Origin of the sequence: Streptomyces milbemycinicus (assembly GCF_002154605.1) — a bacterium.
In the GTDB taxonomy this organism is placed as follows: Bacteria; Actinomycetota; Actinomycetes; order Streptomycetales; family Streptomycetaceae; genus Streptomyces; species Streptomyces milbemycinicus.
Genome location: NZ_MUNE01001049.1, coordinates 1 through 2,354, shown reverse-complemented (window position 1 = coordinate 2,354; position 2,354 = coordinate 1). Strand labels below are relative to the sequence as shown.

2 protein-coding genes are annotated in these 2,354 nt (G+C 73.1%); one reads left to right on the top strand and one right to left on the bottom strand.

Annotated elements, in window-relative coordinates; translation table 11 throughout:
- A partial coding sequence (locus tag CCN51_RS58890; RefSeq protein WP_245881876.1) for a transcriptional regulator occupies positions 1-1,045 on the bottom strand: 1,045 nt, incomplete at its 3' end.
- A 279-nt stretch (positions 1,046-1,324) separates the two neighbouring features.
- Between CCN51_RS58890 and CCN51_RS50820 the strand changes: the two genes are divergently transcribed.
- Entirely contained in the window at positions 1,325-1,960 is a 636-nt protein-coding gene (locus CCN51_RS50820; protein WP_014175253.1) for a hypothetical protein, read from the top strand.
- The last annotated feature ends 394 nt before the right edge of the window (positions 1,961-2,354 follow it).

The following is a 2,354-nucleotide window of genomic DNA, read 5'->3' as shown; positions in this document are numbered from 1 at the left end:
GTCGAGCGGCGGCAGGCGCGCGCCGCCCACCACCGGCCCGCGCCTGCCGCCGCTCGACCGACGGACCATCACCCCCACGCGCCCCCGGTCCCGTGCCAACACCGCCCGCACGCAAGGCACCACCTTGGCCGGCCTCGCTGGCGCCGCCCTCCTTCGCCGTGCCCCCCGCCTTGCTCACGCGGGCCGTGGCATGGGCCTCCGCCGTTCTCGCCGACGATGCGTCAACCGCCTTGTCACGCACGCCCCTCGGGCCCGGCTGACCCGACACGGCGGCGTCGGCGGCCAACGGGCCCCTGAGGCCGGTCGCGTCATCGGCACCGCCGTCCGCCGTCCGCCCAGCATCCGACTCCGCAGGGCCTGGGCCGCCCTCGTCAGCGATCGGCCGATCGCCGTTGCGGGGCGCGGCAGCGGGGGTGAAGGGTGCGTGGGGCTGGCTGATGTCCGGGTCCGCGGATCCGCGCGCCTGCGTCGCCGACGGCGCGGGCGGGCGGTGGTCCGGCTGGACCGGGGACGAAGGGTCCTGTGACTCGGCGGGACTCGGCAAGCTGTCCGCCGGATTACCGGCCGCGCGTGGTCGCTTCGCTCCGCGAGGCTCGCTGTGGGTGTCGGCGGTTCGCCCTTCCGCCTCGGCGGCTCCAACGGTCGGCGTCGCCGGGGCGGGAGGGCCCGTGGTCCGGCCAGCCGGATCGGGCGCCCCGGCAGCCCGCGCGGCCGAGCCGCGCCTGGCGGTGGCGTGCCCTGACGCGCCGTCCGGCGTGGTCGCCCGCCCGGTGTCGCCCCGGCCGGAGGCCGATCGTCTTGCCGCGTCCGCCAGGATCCACCGGCGGTGTAAGGCGATCAGCTCCTCCGGTGTGGCTCCGCACTGCCGCGCGAAGCGCTCCACCGGCGCGTACTCCGCCGGCACCGCGTCACCGTTGCAATAGCGGTGCAGCGTCGATGTGCTGACGTGCAGTCGCGCGGCCAGCGCGCCGTAGCTTTGGCCCGATCGGTCCTTCAGCCTGCGCAGACTCTCCGCGAACTCGGTGATCTCTTCCCCGTTGCTCACCTGAACCACCCCTACGATTCCATACACCGCCACCCGCGCTCAGGTTCCACCGTCCCGCGACCGCGTTCCAGGCTGTTGTTATTCCCCCAAGTCAGAGTACGTGTAGGCATTCCAGCGTCCCGGATGCCACGACACCCGTAGCGGCGGCGGCACGGCGACGCCCACGCTGGGAACCAGCCGCCGCGACCGCCGTGGCGTATCACAGACTCGGACCGCAATGCCCCGGTCCGCGCAGATCCGGTCCGCAAAGACGCGGGCCGAAGAGACGGGAAACACCTCATGCACAGGCACAAGCACAAGCGCTCCCTCCGCGCCGGTCTCGGCGCCCTCGCGGCGGTCACCGCGGCCGCCGTGGCCGTTGTCGGGACCGGAACGGCCCAGGCGAGCGTTCAGGCGGTTCCGGCCCATCTGGTGCCCAAGGAACTGCCGCCGCATCCGAAGTCGGACTGGTACGCGAGCGACGTCACCAAGGGCCTGCCGGAGAACGGGCCGTTCTGCGTCGAGCACACGCTGCCCTCGGCGGGCGCCACCCACCGGACGTTCTGGACCGAGTACGACACGAGTGCGAGCCAGGTCGTCGTCAGGACCGGGACCGTGGACGCCGCCCGCAAGCTCGCCGCGGCCGCCGAGAAGAAGATCCAGAACTGCGCCTCCGACTGGGTGCGGGACCACCCGGAGGGCACCGCCTCCTGGCGGGACTACGGAGCGGTCCAGGCCGAGGACGGGGCCCACGTCTACGGCGTCCACACGTCGTACCCGGACTCCGAGCCGGGCATCCACCTCTTCGGGGTGGGCCGCGACGGGCGGACCGTGACCATCGTCCAGTGGGGCGAGATGGGCGGCTACGACCAGGCCCCGGTGGCCGACTTCGAGCGGACCACGACGACCGCGGTCGTCAAGCTCTACCAGGAGTAGCGCTCAGGGGGAGCAGCCACCGGAACCGGCGCTCGCCCGGAGGCACCGCGTATCAAGGGGACCGTGTCCGGCCGTGTCGGCTACGCGCGCGCAAGGGGGGTGCGCGTCGTCGTCACGCCGGCGAGTGTGGTGACAGCAGTCACCACACCGGTTCTCGGGAGGCGGGCGCCTCCGGGCGAGCGGCGTGAGAAGGGGGGCGTCGTGAAGTGACGCCTCGGGGGTATTGAGGAGATCGTGGTCAATGAGGCAGGTCGCAGATCCCTGGAGGCCCCCGTGCCCAACGGTTCCCTCTCACTCGCCGCCAAGCTCTATCTGCTGGCCTGGGATCCCCGGACCGGACGGCCCGCCGATCCCGATCATCTGCCGTATCTGGTGCGGGCCGTCCGGTCCGGGG

What these genes read in the sequence shown, in the direction of transcription:
- CCN51_RS50820 (WP_014175253.1), top strand. Translation starts at nt 1,325, where the DNA reads ATGCACAGGCACAAGCACAAGCGCTCCCTCCGCGCCGGTCTCGGCGCC.